Annotated in this window: 17 protein-coding genes; 11 read left to right on the forward strand and 6 right to left on the reverse strand. The window is 59.9% G+C overall.

Annotation, left to right across the window (positions count from 1 at the left end):
• Positions 1–38: 38 nt before the first annotated feature.
• A complete protein-coding gene (locus CRN80_RS10050) occupies positions 39–1274 on the forward strand; it encodes a sterol desaturase family protein (RefSeq protein WP_098950067.1) in 1236 nt (411 codons plus the stop codon).
• Here the strand turns inward: CRN80_RS10050 and CRN80_RS10055 are convergent.
• The gene (locus CRN80_RS10055) at positions 1255–1890 is read right to left on the reverse strand and encodes a DedA family protein (protein ID WP_032894585.1); all 636 of its coding nucleotides are present in this window, start codon (positions 1888–1890) and stop codon (positions 1255–1257) included. The two genes, CRN80_RS10050 and CRN80_RS10055, sit on opposite strands and share 20 nt — an antisense overlap.
• A gap of 208 nt (positions 1891–2098) precedes the next feature.
• Here CRN80_RS10055 and hemB point away from each other — a divergent pair, with 208 nt between their 5' ends.
• Together hemB and ppk1 are read left to right on the forward strand one after the other, a co-directional pair.
• A complete protein-coding gene (hemB, locus tag CRN80_RS10060) occupies positions 2099–3112 on the forward strand; it encodes a porphobilinogen synthase (RefSeq protein WP_032894586.1) in 1014 nt (337 codons plus the stop codon).
• An 18-nt stretch (positions 3113–3130) separates the two neighbouring features.
• On the forward strand, positions 3131–5353 hold the full coding sequence (gene ppk1 / locus CRN80_RS10065) for a polyphosphate kinase 1 (protein WP_032894587.1): 2223 nt from the start codon (positions 3131–3133) through the stop codon (positions 5351–5353).
• A gap of 128 nt (positions 5354–5481) precedes the next feature.
• On the opposite strand, the gene ppx is transcribed toward ppk1, so the two are convergent.
• Positions 5482–6984, reverse strand: a complete 1503-nt coding sequence (gene ppx, locus CRN80_RS10070) for an exopolyphosphatase (RefSeq protein ID WP_003195352.1) — start codon at positions 6982–6984, stop codon at positions 5482–5484.
• 479 nt (positions 6985–7463) lie between these two features.
• Here ppx and CRN80_RS10075 point away from each other — a divergent pair, with 479 nt between their 5' ends.
• The 4 genes from CRN80_RS10075 to CRN80_RS10090 all read left to right on the forward strand — a co-directional run bounded on the left by CRN80_RS10075 (position 7464) and on the right by CRN80_RS10090 (position 11964).
• Positions 7464–8111, forward strand: coding sequence for a DUF1120 domain-containing protein (locus CRN80_RS10075; protein ID WP_032894588.1), 648 nt, complete (start codon positions 7464–7466; stop codon positions 8109–8111).
• A 176-nt stretch (positions 8112–8287) separates the two neighbouring features.
• Entirely contained in the window at positions 8288–8917 is a 630-nt protein-coding gene (locus CRN80_RS10080; RefSeq protein WP_256588879.1) for a fimbria/pilus chaperone family protein, read from the forward strand.
• 7 nt (positions 8918–8924) lie between these two features.
• Positions 8925–11423 (forward strand): fimbria/pilus outer membrane usher protein, encoded by a 2499-nt coding sequence (locus tag CRN80_RS10085; RefSeq protein ID WP_256588819.1) that lies wholly within the window; start codon positions 8925–8927, stop codon positions 11421–11423.
• A gap of 31 nt (positions 11424–11454) precedes the next feature.
• Positions 11455–11964 carry a hypothetical protein gene (locus CRN80_RS10090; RefSeq protein WP_098952595.1) on the forward strand — a complete coding sequence of 170 codons (510 nt, stop codon included), beginning with the start codon at positions 11455–11457 and terminating at the stop codon, positions 11962–11964.
• On the opposite strand, the gene CRN80_RS10095 is transcribed toward CRN80_RS10090, so the two are convergent.
• From CRN80_RS10095 to CRN80_RS10110, 4 genes are read right to left on the reverse strand one after another with little or no spacing between them, the layout of a single operon-like run.
• Complete coding sequence (locus tag CRN80_RS10095; RefSeq protein ID WP_034134034.1) at positions 11936–12673, reverse strand: amino acid ABC transporter ATP-binding protein; 738 nt, start codon at positions 12671–12673, stop codon at positions 11936–11938. The genes CRN80_RS10090 and CRN80_RS10095 overlap by 29 nt on opposite strands.
• The gene (locus CRN80_RS10100) at positions 12660–13310 is read right to left on the reverse strand and encodes an amino acid ABC transporter permease (protein WP_098950068.1); all 651 of its coding nucleotides are present in this window, start codon (positions 13308–13310) and stop codon (positions 12660–12662) included. The genes CRN80_RS10095 and CRN80_RS10100 overlap by 14 nt, the downstream gene beginning before the upstream one ends.
• Positions 13307–13975, reverse strand: coding sequence for an amino acid ABC transporter permease (locus CRN80_RS10105; protein ID WP_003176829.1), 669 nt, complete (start codon positions 13973–13975; stop codon positions 13307–13309). The genes CRN80_RS10100 and CRN80_RS10105 overlap by 4 nt, the downstream gene beginning before the upstream one ends.
• A gap of 14 nt (positions 13976–13989) precedes the next feature.
• Positions 13990–14775, reverse strand: a complete 786-nt coding sequence (locus tag CRN80_RS10110) for a transporter substrate-binding domain-containing protein (protein WP_034129021.1) — start codon at positions 14773–14775, stop codon at positions 13990–13992.
• Between the two features lie 255 nt (positions 14776–15030).
• Between CRN80_RS10110 and CRN80_RS10115 the strand changes: the two genes are divergently transcribed.
• From CRN80_RS10115 to CRN80_RS10130, 4 genes are all read left to right on the forward strand, one after another.
• Positions 15031–15726, forward strand: coding sequence for a FadR/GntR family transcriptional regulator (locus tag CRN80_RS10115; RefSeq protein ID WP_032894594.1), 696 nt, complete (start codon positions 15031–15033; stop codon positions 15724–15726).
• A 120-nt stretch (positions 15727–15846) separates the two neighbouring features.
• A complete protein-coding gene (trxA, locus tag CRN80_RS10120; protein WP_098950069.1) occupies positions 15847–16176 on the forward strand; it encodes a thioredoxin TrxA in 330 nt (109 codons plus the stop codon).
• Positions 16177–16411: 235 nt separating this feature from the next.
• The gene (rho, locus tag CRN80_RS10125) at positions 16412–17671 is read left to right on the forward strand and encodes a transcription termination factor Rho (protein ID WP_003176825.1); all 1260 of its coding nucleotides are present in this window, start codon (positions 16412–16414) and stop codon (positions 17669–17671) included.
• A 157-nt stretch (positions 17672–17828) separates the two neighbouring features.
• Positions 17829–19811, forward strand: coding sequence for an acyltransferase family protein (locus CRN80_RS10130; protein WP_098950070.1), 1983 nt, complete (start codon positions 17829–17831; stop codon positions 19809–19811).
• Positions 19812–19846: the final 35 nt, after the last annotated feature.

The raw sequence follows: 19846 nt of genomic DNA on the forward strand, positions 1-19846 counted from the left end.
CCTAATCTTGATGTAACAAAAATAGACCGGACTAGCCCATGGACTTTGTGCCTTACGCAGTACCGTTTTTTATTGCCCTGATTGTGGTGGAGTTGTTGGCCGACCGTTGGCGTGGCGTGCGCAACTACCGAGTGGCGGATGCCATCAACAGCCTCAGCACCGGTGTGCTGTCCACCACCACCGGCTTGCTCACCAAGGGCGTGGGCCTGCTTACCTACGCGTTCGCCCTCAAGCACTTGGCGCTTTTCGACTTGCCGGCCCAGAGTGCCTGGACCTGGGTATTCGCCTTCGTGTTCTATGACTTCTGCTACTACTGGCTGCACCGCATGGGCCATGAACGCAACATCCTGTGGGCCGCTCATTCGGTGCATCACCAGAGCGAGGACTACAACCTCAGCACTGCCTTGCGCCAGACCAGCACTGGTTTCCTGCTGAGTTGGATCTTCTACCTGCCGCTGGCGGTGGCCGGCGTGCCTCTGGTGGTGTTTATCAGCGTGGCGTCGCTCAACCTGCTGTATCAATTCTGGGTCCATACACGTCATGTTCCCAAGCTCGGCTGGGTCGAATGGTTTTTCGTCACGCCGTCCAATCATCGGGCCCACCATGCACAGAACGCTCTCTACATGGATCGCAACTACGGCGGGGTGTTCATTATTTGGGACCGGCTGTTCGGCACCTTCCAGGAGGAAGACGATAACGAGCCGGTGATTTTTGGCGTGACCACACCCCTGGCCAGCTGGAACCCGCTGTGGGCTAACCTTCAGTTTTATGCGCAGCTCTGGAGTGACGCCCGGCGTACTGAGCGTTGGTGGGACAAGCTACGCATCTGGTTCATGCGCACTGGCTGGCGGCCGGCGGACGTCAAGGCCCAGTACCCGATGGCCAAGCCGGACCTGAGCCAGTTCCGCAAATTCGAGGTGCCGCTGGACGTGCGGCAACAGGTCTACATCGCCTTGCAGTTTGCGGCTTATGTGGGGTTTGGCAGCTATCTGATGAATTTCGGTGAGGGCTTGCCCACCTCGGCGCTGGTCCTCGGCTGGGGCACGATGGCGCTGGGGCTGTTTACTCTGGGCGTGGCTCTGGAGAATCGCTCATGGGCACTGAAGGCCGAGCTGGCGCGCCTGGCGCTGAATGTGCCGTTGGTATGGCTGGCGCCGCTGGTGGGGTTGTGGCCTGCCAGCAACCTGGGCTGGCTGGGCCTGGCGAGCTACAGCCTGCTCAGTATCATCGGCCTCTACTGTTGCAGAAGCCGGCTTACTCGGTTGGCGTCTTAGGGGTTTCGACCGGGGCTGGCTCGTTGGCCAGCCGAGCCTTGGCCTCGGCACAGGCTTGGCGGGCGATGCGGGCATTCTTGAAGCGACGGCGCAGCCACAGGCCAAAGCCCAGCACCAGCAAGGCGCCCAGCACCCACAGTTCGTATTTCTTGACGCTGCCGAGCATGCCTTCCAGCACCGCGCCGAAGTGGTAGGCCGCCGCCCCCAGTGCCGCGGCCCAGATCGCCGCGCCAATACCGTTGAGGACCAGATAGCGCAACGGTGGATAGCCAGACAAGCCAATCGCCACGGGCATCACCGTGCGCAAGCCGTAGACGAAGCGGAAACTCAATACCCAGATATCCGGATGCTTGCGGATATGTTCCAGCGCCTTGTCGCCCATCAATTGCCAGCGCGGCTTGCGCGCCAGCAACTTGCGGCCGTGCTTGCGCCCCATGTAGTACCAGAGCTGGTCGCCGGCGTAGCTGCCAAAAAAGGCAACGACCACCACCAGGTTGATATCCATGTAGCCACGGAACGCCAGGAAGCCTGCGAGTACAAGGATGGTCTCGCCTTCGAAGAACGTGCCGAGAAAGAGGGCAAAGTAGCCGAAGTCATGCAGAAATTGTTGAAGCATGGTCTAGGGTGCTGGCGAAATGAACGCGCAGCCTACGCCTTCACGAAGATTCATGAAAGTATCGAGATGTGTCACGAAGTGAACAATTCCTACGCAAATGACGAATGGGACTACAGGTCGCGTCGATAAGCACAACTGTCATTCATTCGTCATAATGGCCGCTTATAACTGCAACGCTCGCCCGTAAACACGGGCTCAGGAGTCTGTCGTGAGCTTTACCCCTGCCAATCGCCTGTTCCCCGCCACCCGTCTGCGTCGCAACCGTCGTGATGATTTTTCTCGTCGCCTGGTACGTGAAAATGTACTGACCACGAATGATCTGATCCTGCCGGTTTTCGTGCTCGACGGTGAAAATCGTCGGGAAGCGGTGGCGTCGATGCCGGGTGTGGAGCGTCTGACCATTGATTTGTTGCTTGAAGAAGCGGCGAATTGGGTCGAGTTGGGCATTCCGGCGTTGGCGCTGTTTCCAGTGACTCCGGCCGAACTCAAGTCCCTGGACGCCGCCGAAGCCTGGAACCCCGAGGGGATTGCCCAGCGTGCCACCCGTGCCCTGCGCGAGCGCTTCCCGGAACTGGGGGTGATCACCGACGTGGCGCTGGACCCGTTCACCACACACGGCCAGGATGGCATTCTTGACGAAGACGGTTATGTTCAGAACGACATCACCGTCGACGCACTGGTCAAGCAGGCGTTGTCCCACGCCGCGGCAGGCGCCCAGGTGGTGGCACCGTCTGACATGATGGATGGACGCATCCAGGCGATTCGCGAAGCCCTTGAGCTGGCTGGCCACGTCAATGTCCGGATCATGGCCTACTCGGCCAAATACGCCAGCGCCTACTACGGCCCATTCCGCGATGCGGTAGGCTCGGCGCTGAACCTGGGCAAGGCCAACAAGGCTTCGTATCAGATGGACCCGGCCAACAGCCAAGAGGCCCTGCACGAAGTGGCAGCCGACCTGGCCGAAGGCGCCGATATGGTGATGGTCAAGCCGGGGATGCCCTACCTGGACATTCTTTACCGGGTCAAAGAGGAATTCAAAGTGCCGACCTTTGTCTATCAGGTCAGCGGTGAATACGCCATGCACATGGCGGCAATCCAGAATGGTTGGTTGAGTGAAGGGGTGATCCTCGAATCCCTGACTGCCTTTAAACGTGCCGGCGCTGATGGCATTCTGACCTACTTCGCCGCCCGCGCCGCCCAATTGCTTAGAGAGCAACAATAGCCCTCACAGGAACACTCGATGAATACCGAAGGACTCTCAGAAGTTGCCGTAAAAGACGCTCACCCGGTGGTTGAACAAGTCGCCCAGACCCCGCCGGAGCTGGAGCCCGCACCGCCTGCGGTGGTAGCCGAAGCACCTGCGCCGGCGCCAGTGCCTGTGGTCACCAACCTGGATGACAGTAGCCTGTACATCCACCGCGAGTTGTCACAACTGCAATTCAACATCCGCGTGCTCGAGCAGGCGCTGGATGAGTCCTACCCTTTGCTGGAGCGGCTGAAATTCCTGCTGATCTTCTCCAGCAACCTGGACGAGTTCTTCGAGATCCGTGTTGCCGGCCTCAAGAAGCAGATTACCTTCGCCCGTGAACAAGCCGGTGCCGACGGCCTGCAACCGCACCAGGCCCTGGCGCGCATCAGTGAACTGGTGCACGGCCATGTGGACCGCCAGTACGCGATCCTCAACGACATCCTGCTGCCGGAGCTGGAAAAGCACCAGGTCCGCTTCATTCGTCGTCGTCACTGGACCGCCAAGATCAAGACTTGGGTACGCCGTTACTTCCGGGACGAGATTTCGCCGATCATCACGCCTATCGGCCTCGACCCGACGCACCCGTTCCCCTTGCTGGTGAACAAGAGCCTCAACTTTATCGTCGAGCTCGAAGGTATCGACGCCTTTGGCCGCGATTCGGGCCTGGCGATCATCCCGGCGCCGCGTCTGTTGCCACGCATCATCAAGGTACCGGAAGAGGTGGGTGGCGCGGGCGACAACTATGTATTCCTGTCGTCGATGATCCACGCGCACGCCGATGACCTGTTCCAGGGCATGAAGGTCAAGGGCTGCTACCAGTTCCGCCTGACCCGTAACGCCGACCTGGCGCTGGACTCCGAAGACGTCGAAGACTTGGCCCGTGCCCTGCGCGGCGAGCTGTTCTCGCGGCGCTACGGCGACGCGGTGCGTCTGGAAGTGGCGGACACTTGCCCCAAACACCTGTCGGACTACCTGCTCAAGCAGTTCAACCTGGCCGAATCCGAGCTGTACCAGGTCAACGGCCCCGTGAACCTGACGCGCCTGTTCAGCATCACCGGCTTGGACAGCCACCCGGAGCTGCAATACAAGCCGTTCACCCCGCAGATCCCGAAACTGTTGCAAAACAGCGAGAACATCTTCAGCGTGGTGAGCAAGCAGGACATCCTGCTGCTGCACCCCTTCGAGTCGTTCACCCCGGTGGTCGACCTGTTGCGCCAGGCCGCCAAAGACCCGCATGTGCTGGCCGTGCGCCAGACCCTGTACCGCAGCGGCGCCAACTCGGAAATCGTCGATGCGCTGGTGGATGCGGCGCGTAACGGCAAGGAAGTCACCGCGGTGATCGAGCTGCGTGCGCGTTTCGACGAAGAGTCCAACCTGCAACTGGCCAGCCGCCTGCAAGCGGCCGGTGCGGTGGTGATCTACGGGGTGGTCGGCTTCAAAACCCACGCCAAGATGATGCTGATCCTGCGCCGTGAGGCGGGTGAGATCGTGCGCTACGCGCACTTGGGTACCGGCAACTATCACGCCGGCAACGCCAAGCTCTACACCGACTACAGCTTGCTGACGTCCGACGACGCGCTGTGCGAAGACGTCGGCAAGTTGTTCAGCCAGTTGATCGGCATGGGCAAGACCTTGCGCATGAAGAAGCTGCTGCACGCGCCGTTCACGCTCAAGAAGGGCATGCTCGACATGATTGCCCGCGAGACTCAGTTCGCCCTTGATGGCAAGCCTGCGCACATCATCGCCAAGTTCAACTCGCTGACCGATCCGAAGATCATCCGCGCGTTGTACAAGGCCAGCCAGTCCGGTGTGCGCATCGACCTGGTGGTGCGTGGCATGTGCTGCCTGCGCCCCGGCATTGTGGGCGTGTCGCATAACATCCACGTGCGCTCGATCATTGGCCGCTTCTTGGAGCACACCCGCGTGTTCTACTTCCTCAACGGTGGCGAAGAGCAGATGTTCCTCTCCAGTGCCGACTGGATGGAGCGCAACCTCGACAAGCGTGTGGAGACCTGCTTCCCGGTGGAAGGCAAGAAGTTGATCATGCGGGTCAAGAAGGAGCTGGAAAGCTACCTGACCGACAACACCCACAGCTGGAGCCTGCAGTCGGATGGGCGCTACGTGCGTAATACCCCGACCGGCAACCAGAACCCGCGCAGCGCGCAGGCGACGTTGTTGGAGAAGTTGGGTAGCCCGATTCTGGCGGTGAACTAGCCCAGGTATACTCAATCCCATGTGGGAGCGGGCTTGCTCGCGAAGGCGGTGGATCAGTCACCAGATGCATTGACTGACCCACCGCCTTCGCGAGCAAGCCCGCTCCCACATTTGTTTTGCAGTGTGCTTTAGCGCAGGTTCAGGCTGAACCCCACCCGCGTCAGCCATTCCGCTTCCTGGGCGAAGTCCGCCTGGGTCAGCTGGTTTTCATCCAGCCAGCCTTTGGGGAACATCACTTCCAGGCTGTCGCCATCGGCGTGCAGTTTGACCTGCGGCATTTCCTGGGTACCACGGATGTGGTGGAACAGGATTGCAAAGCGCAATAGCGCACACAGACGGATCAGCTTGATGCCGTCTTTACCGAATTCGGCAAACTTGTCCTTGGGAATATTGCGACGATGGCCGCGCACCAACAGCGCAAGCATCTGCTGGTCTTCCCGCGAGAAGCCGGCCAGGTCCGAGTGTTCGATCAGGTAGGCGCCGTGCTTGTGGTAATGGTAGTGGGCGATGTCCAGGCCCACTTCGTGCACCTTGGCTGCCCAGCCCAATAGCTCGCGCCAGACGCCGTCTTCCAGGTCCCAGTCCTCGGCCACCTGGTCAAAGGCGTGCAAGGCTTTGCGCTCCACACGGGCGGCTTGTTCCAGGTCGACGTGGTAACGCTCCATCAGCGAGCTGAGGGTGCGCTCGCGCACGTCTTCATGGTGATGACGGCCTAGCAGGTCGTAGAGCACACCTTCGCGCAGGGCGCCGTCACAGTGGTCCATGCGTTGCAGTTCGAGAGCGTCGAAGATCGCTTCGAGAATCGCCAGGCCCGCAGGGAAAATGGCGCGACGGTCGGGCTTGATGCCGTCGAAGTCGATTTTCTCTGCATCCCCCAGCTTGAACAGCTTGCGCTTGAGCCACGCCAGGCCTTCGGCGTTCACCTCACCGGTGCCATGGCCACCGGCTTTCAAGGCCAGGCCAATGGCACGGATGGTGCCGGACGAGCCGATGGCTTCATCCCAGGTCAGGCGGTGCAGGGCATGTTCGATGCTCATGATTTCCAGGCGCGCTGCGGTGTAGGCCTGGGCATAGCGCGCCGGGGTGATCTTGCCATCCTTGAAATAACGCTGGGTGAAGCTCACGCACCCCATCTGCAGGCTTTCACGCAGCAGTGGTTCGAAACGCTGGCCGATGATGAACTCGGTGCTACCGCCGCCGATGTCGGCCACCAGGCGTTTGCCGGGCGTATCGGCCAGGGTGTGGGACACGCCGAGGTAGATCAGGCGCGCCTCTTCACGGCCCGAGATGACTTCCACCGGATGCCCGAGGATTTCCTCGGCGCGATGGATGAACTCGTTGCGGTTGCGCGCTTCGCGCAAGGCGTTGGTGCCAACGATCCGTACCGCGCCAGGCGGCATGCCGTTGATCAACTGGGCGAAACGCTTGAGGCAATCGAGCCCGCGCTGCATGGATTCTTCATTGAGCTTGCGCTCGTCGTCGATCCCGGCGGCCAGTTGCACTTTCTCGCCGAGCCGCTCAAGGATGCGGATCTCGCCGTTCTGGGCCTTGGCCACGACCATATGAAAGCTGTTGGAGCCCAGGTCGATGGCGGCGATCAAGGACAGATTCTTGGCTTGGGATTGCGGCATGGTTTGGGGATCTCGGTCGATAACCTTGCCATCGTGCCACGATCGACCGCTGACGCCAACGCGTTGTGCTTCGGTAATTGGCCCGATGTTGCCCGCGGGGAAATATCCGGGAAGTGTAGGGCGGCTTCGCGCACTTTAAGCGAATAGGTAATCCGATACTGTAAGACGTTTTAACTATATGTCGTCGTAAGTTACGTACGACACTGCCTACAAGTAATTGGGGTAATAGATGATTCGGTTGCAGGTAGAGGACTACTTTGCTGGTGGAATAAAGTCGCTTCCAGACTTAATAGAGGCCACAGTAAATACCGTGTTGTCTGATTTTTTTACCAAGCACCCAGGCACCAGACTGTCAGTCGGCAATTTTGCCTGGGTGTTATTTATTTATAGTTTTGTATTACGGAAAATAAGGTGTTGGGCGATGGAGTCGCCAGAACCAAAATAAAGAACGCCTGTTAATTCCAAATGACAGGACGAATATGAAAAAGATTATTGGATTAACCGTCGGTATGGCGTGCCTGGCTGCGACCCTCAGTGCCCAGGCAACCACCAGTGCGCAGTTGGTCGTCAGGGGCACGATTACACCGGCTGCCTGTAACCTCAGCCTGGCGGGCAGTGGCATCATCGACTACGGCACGATTCGCTCCGGCGAATTGTCCCAGACAGCGTTCAACCCGCGCGAAGAGAGGACCACTTCGCTGGTGATCAATTGCGGCACCACGCCTGCCAGGTTCGGGCTCACGTTTACCGATTTGCAAGCGGGCAGCAAGGTGACGGGCATCCTCGGCGCGGGCTTCACCGAAGCACAGAACTATGGTTTGGGTATGGTGGGCGCCCGGCGTACCGGTGGCTATTCGGTCACTCTCAGGGACCTCAGGTCGTCCGGCACGACGCTGTTTCCGATCATGCGCACCGGCCTTGGGGCCTGGTACAACAGCGATGGCAAGGTGGCCCAGTCGCCCAGCCAGTACTCCTGGCGTAATGGAGCGGCGATTACCCCTGCCGCTATCAGCCAATTGACCGGCACGCTTGCGGTGAAAGCGGTGATCAATAAGGCTCAGGATCTGGATTTAAGCCGCGACATTTCCATTGATGGGCGCGCCACGCTTGTATTGAGCTACATCTAAATAACCGAAAACAGCCGATCAAGAAACTGACCCTTTCTTATTGGCTGTTTTTCTATGGGCGCGTGATTACCAATCGTCAACGGCATAAGTGAGGGGAATACTGAGTGCGTGGGTTTTTAATAAGTTGTGCGCTGTTGTGGCATCTGTTTTTCAGTACTGTTGCTGCCGCCGACGGTATGTTGCCGGAAACGACAGTGGTGGTGCTTTATGAAGAGGACGGCGAAGCTACTCTTAGTATCAAGAACACCGATGCGGGGCCGGCGCTGCTGCATTCCGTTGTTGAGAATGTGCCTGAAGACCTGGAGCCGCTACTGATTGTCACACCGCCGGTTACCCGTGTGGAGGCAGGCGACACCCAACTGGTGCGTTTTATCAGCACCCTGAAACAGCCGCTCAAGACCCAGCGGCTCAAGCGCGTGTCGTTTGAGGGCATACCCCAGGCGCGTGTTGCCGGTGGTGCGACCATCGGCATCACCCTGCGGCAGAATTTACCGCTGATCCTGCACCCCCAAGGCCTGCCGCGTCACCACACGCCCTGGGAGCTGTTGACGTGGAAGCGCGTCGGGGACCGGCTCAGCGTCCACAACGACAGCGCCTATGTAGTGCGTCTGGCGCCGGATGTGCAACTGCTGCCACAAGGCACACTGGCGACATTGCCGCGCACTTACATTTTGCCAGGTGAGGCATTGGTGGCGAAGGGCGAAGGTCCGTTGGGCAATGTGGCTCACGTAGAGATCCAGCCCGCCACGGTCTACGGGTTTTCGGTAGATAACTACCGAGCGCCGGTCATCACCGATGAGGGTTGATCGGTTCATGATCCCTTCGAGGCGGGGCATCGCTGGTACTGCCTGGCCCGGTCGGTCCAAGTTGTCCATCGGCTTCGCGGCGCTCTGGAGTTTGCCTGGTATCGCGACCGCACTGGAACTCGGTGAAGGGTTTGACCTGGCGGCCCTCACCACCCACGGCATAGACCCCAAGGTTGCCGATTACTTTCGCAGTGCGGCGCGCTTTCGCGAAGGTGTCCAGGTGGTGGGGTTGCGGGTCAATGGCAACCCGCTTGGGCGGGTGGATGCTCGGTTTGGTCCACAGGGGGAGTTATGTTTCACCCCTGGGTTATTGGAGAAGGCCGGGCTGGTGAAACCCGGCGCAATCCTGCAGCCAGGCGCCAGGCCAGACCAGGCCTGTCATGATTTTCTCGGCGCATTTCCCGCCACGATGGTGCGCCTGCGTCCCGGTACCGATGAAGTGGTGCTGGTGGTGCCGACCCAGGCCTTGCGCGAACCCGAGTGGGATAGTGGGGATTTTTCCCAGGGCGGCGCGGCAGCGTTGTTCAACTATGACGTGCTGGGTTACGACAGCCATTCGCGCAGCGGACCCAGTCGGTTCGTGTCGGCCCACACTGAAGCGGGTTTCAACCTCGACGATTGGATTGTCCGCAGCCGCCAGTTCTATGTGTCGGACAACGGCCAGACCCGTACCGAACACTTGCATGCTTATGCCCAGCGGGATATCGCCGCGTTGCGTTCGACGTTCCAGGCAGGCCAGCTCTCCAGTAATAACCCGCTGTTTGGCGGGATCCAACTGTCTGGCGTGCAGTTTTCCCCCGATGGGCAGTCCAGGACACCCGCAGGCGGCAATATCGCAGTGGTCGAGGGGTTGGCCCAAAGCCAATCTCGCGTCGAGATACGCCAGTCCGGTGTGTTGGTCCACAGTACGTTGGTACCTGAAGGACCGTTCCGGCTGACGGGCTTGCCCCTGCTCAACGCCACCAGCGACCTTGAGGTCAGCGTGATTGATGTGCGGGGCGCCAAGCGCAGTTTCGTGGTACCGGCGGCGTCGTTCGCGGGGGCTGCCCCGGCGGCACCTGGGTATTATTTATCGGTGGGCGAGCTACGCAGAACGGCAGGTGAAGAAGGGCCATCACCGGTAATCGCCATGGGCAGTGGCACCTGGGGGCTGGGGAGTCATTCGTCCGCGGGTTTTGGCTTGTTGAATACCGATGACTATTGGGCGGCAGGGGGGGCCCTGAGCAGCGTGTTTTTCCAACGGGTTTCTGTCAACGCACGTCACAACCTGTCCCGGGACAGCCACAAGGCCGTGTCCGGCTCACGCAGCAGCCTGTCGCTGAGCAGCCCGGTCGGGGCCAATATCGACGTCAACCTCAGCGCCACCACCCAGACGCGTGGTTATCGCGAGGTCACGGAGGTGGGCCAGTCGCTCAGGGCCGATGATCTCAATTCGCACTTCAAAAACCAGTACACCGCAGGCGTGAGCTGGGCCGAACCCACGCTGGGCGTATTTTCTTTGAATTACACCCGCAGCGCGCAATTTGGCGGGCAAACCAGCGAGCATGTGTTTGCCTCATGGAACAAGTCGTTTGGCCGGGCCGACGTGGCACTGATCGCTGATTCCCAAGTGGGCGGTTCACGGGCTCGCCGTGACGCCAACGATGCCGGCAGCCGGCGTGATCGTGCGGTAGATAACAACGTGTCCCTGCGGTTGCAGGTCAGTGTGCCCCTGGGCGGCGATCGCCGTGTGAGCAGCTACACCAGCCGCCGTGGGGAGCAATTTACCGCCGGCACTGCACTGAGCGAACGGGTCAACGAGTATGTGAACTACGAAGTGGCGGTAGAGCGTGACATGCGGGCCCGGGAGCAATCGTTGCGTGGGCAAGTGGACGTGTTGCCACGCTATGCACGAGTGGGCCTGGGCGTCAGCCGCGACCCGTTGGGTAGCAGCTACACAGGCCAGTTGCAGGGGGGCGTGGTGGCTCACGACGGCGGGCTGACCTTTTCGCCGTACAGCGTGCAGGACACGTTCGGCATCGTCTCGGTCGGCGATATCGGCTCGGCGAAAGTCGAGACGCCACAAGGCCCGGTATGGACCGACTTCAGCGGCCAGGCGGTGATCGCCGGCTTGCCGGCCTACACCAACAGCCGCGTCGAGGTGCAGACCCCTTCCTTGCCCAAGCAGGTAGACCTGAAAAACGGCACCCAGGTCATTGCGGCGGGCCGAGGCTCATTCAATCACGTGGATTTTGACGTGGTGAAAGTGCGCCGGATGCTGGTGACTGCCAACGATCAGCACGGCCGGCCATTGCCTCAGGGCGCCTCGGTGTTCGGCAAGGGCAATCGCTTTGTCACCAGCGTGGTGGGCGAGGGCATGATTTTTCTCAACGACGTCTCCGAGTCGCAAAACCTGAGGGTTTCATTGCCCGACTCTTCCACTTGCCTGTTGCACATCGACCCCGAGGCCAAGCCCGACAATGACAAATTCTATGAAGCTGCATCGGCGGTATGCCAGGGTGGTTAAGCGTACCAGCCTGCCCTTGGCGCTCTCATGCATGCTGCTGGCAACGCTCGATGCGCAAGCTGAAAACTGTCGGCTATCGCTGAGCCAGTCGCGCATCGACTATGGCGCAATACGCCGGGATGCAGTGGTCGAAAACGCCGCTGTGGTACTGGCCACTCGCACGTTCAACCTGACTGTGCTCTGCGTTGAGCCGGCGGTAATGGCCCTGCGTTTTGTCGCAGCGCCTGCCGATGGGCAAGGGTTTCGGTTTGGTCGTGAGGGGCATTTTCGCTTGCGTCTCAAGCATGCCCAGGTCGACGGGCGAGCTGTCGGCTGGGTGTCTGCTCAAGCACCTGATGAGTCGGCCAAAGGCCAGTTGTTACCCGGCCAGGCCTTGATTGCGCGCGCCGCAGGTGCGCCGGTGGCAGGGCGGCGACTCACCGCTCAGGTCGATATCGACACCGAACTGCCCTTCGATGCGCTGATGGTGCGCGGGGAGGCCCGCCTTGAAGGGCAGGGCAGTTTCGAACTGATCAGCCAGGCTGTTCCACCGAGCCAATGAAGTTGGCGAGCTCAACTGTTTGCGGGTTGGCGAACAACACCTTCGGGTCACCGGTTTCATGCACCTTACCCTGGTGCATGAACACCAGCTTGTCGCCGACCTCACGGGCAAAACGCATTTCGTGAGTCACCATGATCAGGGTCATGCCGTCCTGGGCCAGTTGGCGCACCACGCTCAGCACTTCATTGACCAGTTCGGGGTCCAGGGCCGAGGTGATCTCATCGCACAGCAACACCTTGGGCGACATGGCCAGGGCGCGGGCAATGGCGACGCGCTGTTGCTGGCCGCCGGACAGGCGATCGGGAAAGGCGTCGAACTTCTCGCCCAGCCCGACCCGGTCCAGCATCTGCCGGGCCAGTTCGGCAGCCTTGGCCTTGGGCACTTTCTGCACCACTTGCGGCGCCAGCATCACGTTCTCGCCCACGGTCAGGTGCGGGAACAGGTTGAATTGCTGGAACACCATGCCGACCTTCTGCCGCAGGCTGCGCAGGTCGGCGCGGGCGGCGTCGAGGTATTCGCCATCGACTTCGATGACGCCGTCGTTGATCGACTCCAGGCCATTGAGGGTGCGCAGCAAGGTGGACTTGCCCGAGCCGCTGCGGCCGATGATCGCCACAACCTGGCCTTCGTCCACCGTCAGGTCGATGCCCTTGAGTACGTGGTGATCGCCGTAATACTTATGCAGGGCAGAAATTCTAAGCAGAGGCATGCAGTCTCCTTTCCAGGTAGCGCGCACTGAGGGACAAGGGATAACAGAGCAAAAAGTAACCGAGGGCCACCAGGCCATAGACCATGAAGGGCTCAAAGGTGGCGTTGGCGAGCATGCCGCCCGTCTTGGTCAGTTCGGTGAAGCCGATGATCGAGGTCACGGCGGTGCCTTTGACCACCTGCACCGAAAAGCCCACCGTCGGCGCGACAGCAATACGCAACGCCTGAGGCAAGATCACATAGCGCAGTTGTTCAAGCGGGTTGAGGGCCAGGCTGGCCGAGGCTTCCCATTGGCCGTGGGCGATAGAGTCAACGCAGCCGCGCCATATTTCAGCCAGGTAGGCGCTGGTAAACAGAGTCAAGGCAATCGCCGCGGCCAGCCAGGGCGATATATCCACGCCAAGCAGGGCAACGCCGAAAAACACCAGGAACAGCTGCATCAGCAGCGGTGTACCCTGGAACAGTTCGATATAGGTGCGGGCCATATTGCGTGGGAACGCTTTGTGGCTGATGCGCAGGGTCATCACCAGTAAGCCGATCAGGCCGCCGCCCACAAACGCCACCAATGACAGCAGCAGCGTCCATTGCAAGCCGGTAAGCAGGTTGCGCACGATGTCCCAGAACGAAAAATCACTCATCGGCTGTTCCTCATGACAAACCGTCGTCCGATCCAGTTGAGCAATTGGCGAATCATCAGCGCCATGCACAGGTACACCAGGGTGGTCAGGGCATAGGTTTCAAAGGCGCGGAAATTACGCGACTGGATAAAGTTGGCGGCAAAGCTCAGCTCTTCAGTGGCGATCTGCGAACACACCGCCGAACCCAGCATCACGATGATGATCTGGCTGCTCAGGGCCGGCCACACCTTGCCCAGGGCCGGTAGCAGCACCACATGGCGGAACGCCTCGAAGCGCGTCATTGCCAGCGCCGCGGCCGCCTCCAGTTGCCCGCGTGGGATGGCCTGGATACCGGCACGAATGATCTCGGTGGAGTAGGCCCCCAGGTTGATGACCATCGCCAGCACGGCGGCTTGCCACTCGGTGATTTTCAACCCCAGGGACGGTAGGCCGAAGAAGATAAAAAACAGTTGCACCAGGAACGGCGTGTTGCGGATCAACTCGACATACACCCCAAAGAACCACGCAAACGGCTGGATCTTCCAAGCCCGTACCACCGCGCCGACAGTGCCCACGGCCACGCCGAGGATGGCGCCAATGGCCGTCAGCTCAAGGGTGAACAGCGCGCCGCGCAGGAGCAGGTCGGTATTGGCCAGCACTGGCACAAAGTCGAATTGATAGGCCATCGTTGAGCTCCGCGTCAGAGGTCGGCAGGCAGCGGTTCTTTGAGCCACTGCATTGCGTTTTTTTCCAGGCTGCCGTCAGCCTTGGCTGCCACCAGGATCTGGTTGACCTTTTCCAGCAGCGCCGGCTCGTTCTTGTTCACGCCCACGTACACCGGCGAGTCCTTGAGTTTCACCTTCAGTGCCGGTACGCGTTTGGGGTTGCGTTCGCTGATGGCCACCATGACCACGTTGCCGCTGGCGATCAGGTCCACCTGGCCGGCCAGGTAGGCGGCGATGGTGGAGTTGTTGTCTTCAAAGCGCTTGATCGTGGCTTCCTTGGGGGCCACCGCGGTCAGCTCGATATCCTCGATGGCGCCACGGGTTACGCTGATGGTCTTGCCCTTGAGGTCGTCGAGGCTGGCGATGGCGGCGTCAGGCGGCCCAAACACGGCAAGGTAGAACGGTGCGTAGGCGTTGGAAAAGTCGATAACCTTTGCGCGCTCGGGGTTCTTGCCCAGGCTGGAAATCACCAGGTCGACCTTGCCAGTGGTGAGGAACGGGATGCGGTTGGTGCTGTTCACCGGGGTCAGTTCCAGCTTGACCTTGAGTTGGTCGGCCAGCAGTTTGGCGGTGTCGATGTCCAGGCCACGGGGTTGCATGTCCGGGCCCACCGAACCAAACGGTGGGAAGTCCTGGGGCACGGCAACCTTCAGGGTGCCGCGGGCGACGATGTCATCCAGACCGTTCGCCTGGGCGGGTGCCTGGCTCAGCATCAGGCTGGCAAACAGGGCAGTGAGCAGGGCGCTGTAGCGCTTGGTCATGGCAACTCTCCGAAAATGGCGAAGGAATTTTCTGAGTTTGCCCAGTGCACAGCCCATGCCAGCACCGTTCGGATCGTCTGCAAGGCTGATGGTTGTTGAGGTGCACAGGTCTTACTGGTCTGAACAGTGGTCAGGTTTTGCGCACCCTTTTCGAGCGTTGGCAAAAAGCGGCGAGCCCCTTTGGGGCGTGGCTTGCAGCCGGCCATGAATAGTTTTACAACGGGTCACACCGCTATCTGGAACCCAGAGCTTTTTATGAATTCCATTGCCCAAGCCGTACCGGAAGCGGCCTTGCAGGCCATCCGCAAACTGATCAAGGAGCAAGGCTTCGGGCCGGGCGACGCGTTGCCGTCCCAGCGCGAGTTGGCGCTGCAATTGGGGGTGAGCCGGGCGTCGTTGCGCGAGGCGCTGTCGTCCCTCAGCGCCTTGGGCGTGGTCAGCGTGCAGCCGGGCAAGGGCGTGTTCGTACAGGACGTGCAAGAGGCGCCGGGGTTCGCCTGGCCCTTTGCGGCGCAGGCCACGCCGCCGGATATCTTCCAGTTGCGCTACGCCTTGGAGGGGTTTGCGGCGGGCTTGGCAGCGGTGACACTAACCCTCGATGCACTGGACAGCCTGCAAGACAATGTTCAAGCCATGCGTAAAGTGCTCAAGGCGGGCGATTTCGAAGCGGCTGCCCGCCTGGACTTCGAGTTTCACCAGCGCATTCTGCTGGCCAGCGGTAACCAGGCCATGCTGAGCATCCTCAGCGCCAGTGCCGAGGTGTTTCTGGAAAGTCAGAAGCTACCGTTCATCCGGCCGGAGCGGGCCATGGAAACGTGGCAGGAACATCGCAGAATCCTGCGCGCCCTGGCCCGCCGCAGCAGTACGGCGGCGCAGAAAACCATGCAGGAACATATACGTAATGCAGCGTTGCGCACGGGCATTGCGTTCGTGACGCCCGCTACGCCGTGACGGGGTCATACCCACACTCATTCAAGTTCATAGCAAGACTCAATCAGACGCGGCTTCCTGAACAGGGGAAGGGCGGCTATGATGGGCAACGTTTTTTTTGCTTACAATCCGGAGACATCCATGAGCAGCGATCTTATCAAGCACGTCACCGACGCGTCCTTTGAAGCCGAAGTCCTCAAGGCTGACGGCCCGGTGCTGGTTGACTACTGGGCTGAATGGTGCGGCCCTTGCAAAATGATCGCTCCGGTCCTGGACGACATTGCGACCACCTACGAAGGCAAACTGACCGTTGCCAAGCTGAACATCGACGAGAACCAGGAAACTCCGGCCAAGCATGGCGTGCGTGGTATCCCGACTCTGATGCTGTTCAAGAACGGCAATGTCGAAGCGACCAAAGTGGGCGCGCTGTCGAAGTCCCAGCTGCAAGCTTTCCTCGACGCGAACATCTAAGCGTCGTCAAAAAAGCCCCGCAATTTGCGGGGCTTTTTCGTAAAACAGGGCTAGACGCTCCGAAATCCAGGTGGTACATTCGGCCCCGCAGTGGTTTCTCCACTGCCCCCTGCAAGCCGTCGCCGACGCATTCCTTTTCGATTAGTACGCGATCCTGTCGCCTTCTCTGCGGCGCGGCCTCATTAAGCCAAAAGCTTAATTTCCCCCCCTCCATAAATGATTACGTCATTCCTATATGAATCTGACTGAACTCAAGCAAAAGCCGATTACCGACCTGCTCCAACTGGCCGAAGAAATGGGCATAGAAAATATGGCCCGTTCGCGCAAGCAGGACGTGATTTTCTCCCTGCTCAAGAAGCACGCGAAAAGCGGCGAGGAAATCTCCGGTGATGGCGTGCTGGAGATTCTCCAGGACGGCTTCGGCTTCCTCCGCTCTGCAGACGCGTCCTATCTCGCCGGCCCAGACGATATCTACGTCTCGCCGAGCCAGATCCGTCGCTTCAACTTGCGCACCGGTGACACCATCGTTGGCAAGATCCGTCCTCCGAAGGAAGGTGAGCGTTACTTCGCCCTGCTCAAGGTCGACACGATCAACTTCGATCGCCCCGAGAACGCGAAAAACAAGATTCTCTTCGAGAACCTGACTCCGCTGTTCCCGACCGTGCGCATGAAGATGGAAGCCGGTAACGGCTCCACCGAAGACTTGACCGGCCGTGTGATCGACCTCTGCGCTCCAATCGGCAAAGGCCAGCGTGGCCTGATCGTCGCACCGCCGAAAGCCGGCAAGACCATCATGCTGCAGAACATCGCCGCGAACATTGCACGTAACAACCCTGAAGTTCATCTGATCGTGCTGTTGATCGATGAGCGTCCGGAAGAAGTGACCGAAATGCAGCGCACCGTGCGCGGCGAAGTGGTTGCCTCGACGTTCGATGAGCCGCCAACCCGTCACGTGCAGGTTGCCGAAATGGTGATCGAAAAGGCCAAGCGCCTGGTCGAGCACAAGAAAGACGTGGTGATCCTGCTCGACTCCATCACCCGTCTGGCCCGTGCCTACAACACCGTGATCCCAAGCTCCGGCAAGGTGCTGACCGGTGGTGTCGATGCTCACGCCCTGGAGAAACCGAAGCGTTTCTTCGGCGCTGCGCGCAACATCGAAGAAGGCGGCTCGCTGACCATTATCGCCACCGCGCTGGTTGAAACCGGCTCGAAGATGGACGAAGTGATCTACGAAGAGTTCAAGGGTACCGGCAACATGGAACTGCCTTTGGATCGTCGCATCGCTGAAAAGCGTGTGTTCCCTGCGATCAACATCAACCGTTCCGGCACCCGCCGCGAAGAGTTGCTGACCGCAGACGACGAACTGCAGCGTATGTGGATCCTGCGCAAGCTGCTGCACCCGATGGACGAAGTCGCTGCCATCGAGTTCCTGATCGACAAGCTAAAAACCACCAAGACCAACGACGAGTTCTTCTTGTCGATGAAACGTAAGTAAATACTGCGTTTCTGGTCCAAAAAAATGGCGCCCCCCAGGGGGCGCCATTTTTTTTGCGTCGAGTTTGTGTGGTTTTTATGGCATAAGTATCAGTTAAGTAACAAAAATTGACGCGTGACTACGCTCATTCCTTTCGTCACAGACTGACCACATTCATATGACCACTCTTGCTTACCGCAGAGACATCGACGGCCTGCGTGCCATCGCTGTCCTTGCAGTCGTGTTGTTTCACTTTGGCGTTCCAGGCATTACTGGCGGTTTTGTTGGCGTTGATGTGTTTTTCGTCATTTCCGGCTTTCTAATCACGTCAATTATTTGGCGAGAGCGTCAAGCCGGACGCTTCAGCTTCATCGACTTCTGGGCTCGCCGCGCCCGGCGTATCTTGCCGGCACTGTTTGTGATGATTGCGGCGACACTGGCAGTGGGTTGGTTTCTGTTGGCGCCCAAGGACTATGAAGAGTTGGGGCGGTCTGCGCACTATCAGGTGACCTTTACCTCGAACCTGTTGTTTTCACGCCAGCACGGCTACTTCGATGCCTCATCCGACATCAAGCCATTGCTGCATACCTGGTCGCTCGCAGTAGAAGAGCAGTTCTATATTTTCTTCCCGTTGCTGCTGGCTTTGCTTTCCAGCCGTTTGAAGCACTGGCGCCTGGCATTGTTCGCGGTGCTGCTGGTGTCGTTTGGCATGAGCGTCTGGGCGGTTCAGCATGAGCCGCAGAAAGCCTTCTTCCTGTTGCACCTGCGGGCCTGGGAGCTACTGGCGGGTGCGATGCTGGCGGTGCAGCCCAAGCGTGAATGGCGCGCCTCGCCGGCCTTGGCTCAAGGCGTCAGCCTGGCTTCCCTGGCGTTGATCCTCATCGCCGTATTAGGTTACGACGCGAAAACCCCGTTCCCAGGTGCGACCGCGTTGTTGCCTGTGCTGGGGGTGGTCGGGTTGATCTGGGCCAACGGCCAGCAACCGACCTGGGTCGCTCGCCTGTTGGGCACGCGGATCATGGTGGGCATCGGGCTGATCTCTTATTCCTGGTACCTGTGGCACTGGCCGGTATTCGTGTACGCCAACTATGCCGCCGTGGATGGCTTGAGCGCGCTGGAACTGGCGGGGCTGATGCTGCTTTCGCTGGTGCTGGGCTACCTGTCCTGGCGGTTCGTGGAGACACCGTTCCGGGAAAAACGTTTGCTGGCCTCGCGTAAGGCGATTCTGGCTTCGGCGATGGTCGGCATTCTGGGGCTGGGTTTCACTGGCCTGGCGATCCGTGAATTCGACGGCGTGCCTTCGCGCTTGTCCGAACAGGCGTTGCGTTTTGCCCAAGCCAAGAAGTGGAGCCCGGACCTGTTGGCGTGCATGGCCGACAAAGATACCCCCGATGAACGCTTGTTCTGCCATTTCGGCCCCAAAGGCCAATCGGTTTCAGCGTTGGTATGGGGTGACAGCCACGCCACCGCGCTGATACCGGCACTCAAAGACGGCGCTGATCGCCACGATATCAGCCTGGTCGAAGCCAGCTTTGCCGGCTGTATTCCCCTCGATGGCCTGGAAAATATTGCCCGCTGCGCGCATTTCAACCGTCGCGTCGAGAAGGCCATGGCCGAGCAGACATTCAGCGATGTGGTATTGGCCGCCCGCTGGAGCCTGTATGTGTATGGGCAAATGTCCGGTGATAAGGAGCATGCGCTCAAAGACCCTGGCACCGGCCAGTATGTGCGTGCCGTCGCCGAACAACGCTTTGCTCAAGGCCTGCGCGAGCGCATCCAGGGCTTGCGCGCTGCTGGGCACAAGGTCTGGCTGGTCAAGGAAGTGCCGCTGCAGGAAATCATCGTGCCTTACCGTCTCAGCCGCCTGGCCATGATGAACCGCCCCGTGGACGGTGAAGGGCTCGCCGTGGCCGAGCATGTGAAGCGCCAGGCGTTTATCACGCAATTGTTTGATGAGTTGGCAGCGGCCGACAGCGGTGTCGCGGTGCTGGACCCTGCGCCATTACTGTGCGGCGCCGATGGGTTGTGCCGCGTCGAACTCAATGGCCGCGCACTGTATACCGACGATAATCACCTTTCAGACGTCGGCGCGCGACACATCGAAGCCTTCCTGGAGCCGTTGTTCAGTTCTTTGCAATCACGCGGTTTGACGGCCAATTAAGCTGCCAGCCGCCCTCAGAGCAGGTAGGATGTACG

Source organism: Pseudomonas sp. FDAARGOS_380 (assembly GCF_002591235.1).
Lineage (GTDB): Bacteria > Pseudomonadota > Gammaproteobacteria > Pseudomonadales > Pseudomonadaceae > Aquipseudomonas > Aquipseudomonas salmasensis.